Source organism: Mesorhizobium sp. M7A.F.Ca.ET.027.03.2.1, from assembly GCF_003999175.1.
GTDB lineage: Bacteria > Pseudomonadota > Alphaproteobacteria > Rhizobiales > Rhizobiaceae > Mesorhizobium.
Genome location: NZ_RZOM01001975.1, coordinates 1 through 389, shown reverse-complemented (window position 1 = coordinate 389; position 389 = coordinate 1). Strand labels below are relative to the sequence as shown.

At 60.7% G+C, this 389-nt stretch carries 1 protein-coding gene; it reads right to left on the bottom strand.

The features are described 5' to 3' along the window. Positions 1-185 (bottom strand): FAD-dependent oxidoreductase (locus EN750_RS41785; RefSeq protein ID WP_127399548.1); only part of this gene is annotated, 185 nt, incomplete at its 3' end. Positions 186-389: the final 204 nt, after the last annotated feature.

Here is a 389-nt window from a genome sequence, read left to right as displayed (position 1 = left end):
CGCTCAATCAGCGCCACATCGCTCCAGCCAAATCGCGTCAGATGATAAAGGACGGAGGCCCCGACCACGCCACCCCCGATGACGACTGCGCGGTAGTGCGACTTCAAGGCTTCCCCTCCACGGTTAGTCCGAAGGCTGGAGCATATATGCACTGGACATAAGTGTCCAGAGCCGCGCGCGCGCATCGTTTTTCGTCGACCGCCGGCATGCACTGCGCGCTGTCACGCAAGCATCATGTTCGCGCCGTAGACCGCGTTTCGGGGAGGCTTGCGCGGCATCATCGATGTCGCACCTCTTTCAGTTTTTCATCCCGCGGCCGCTCCGGCACATCCGTCACAAAGAGGATTATCCATGAAGCACCTGTATCGAACCGCGTCGCTTGGCGTCGC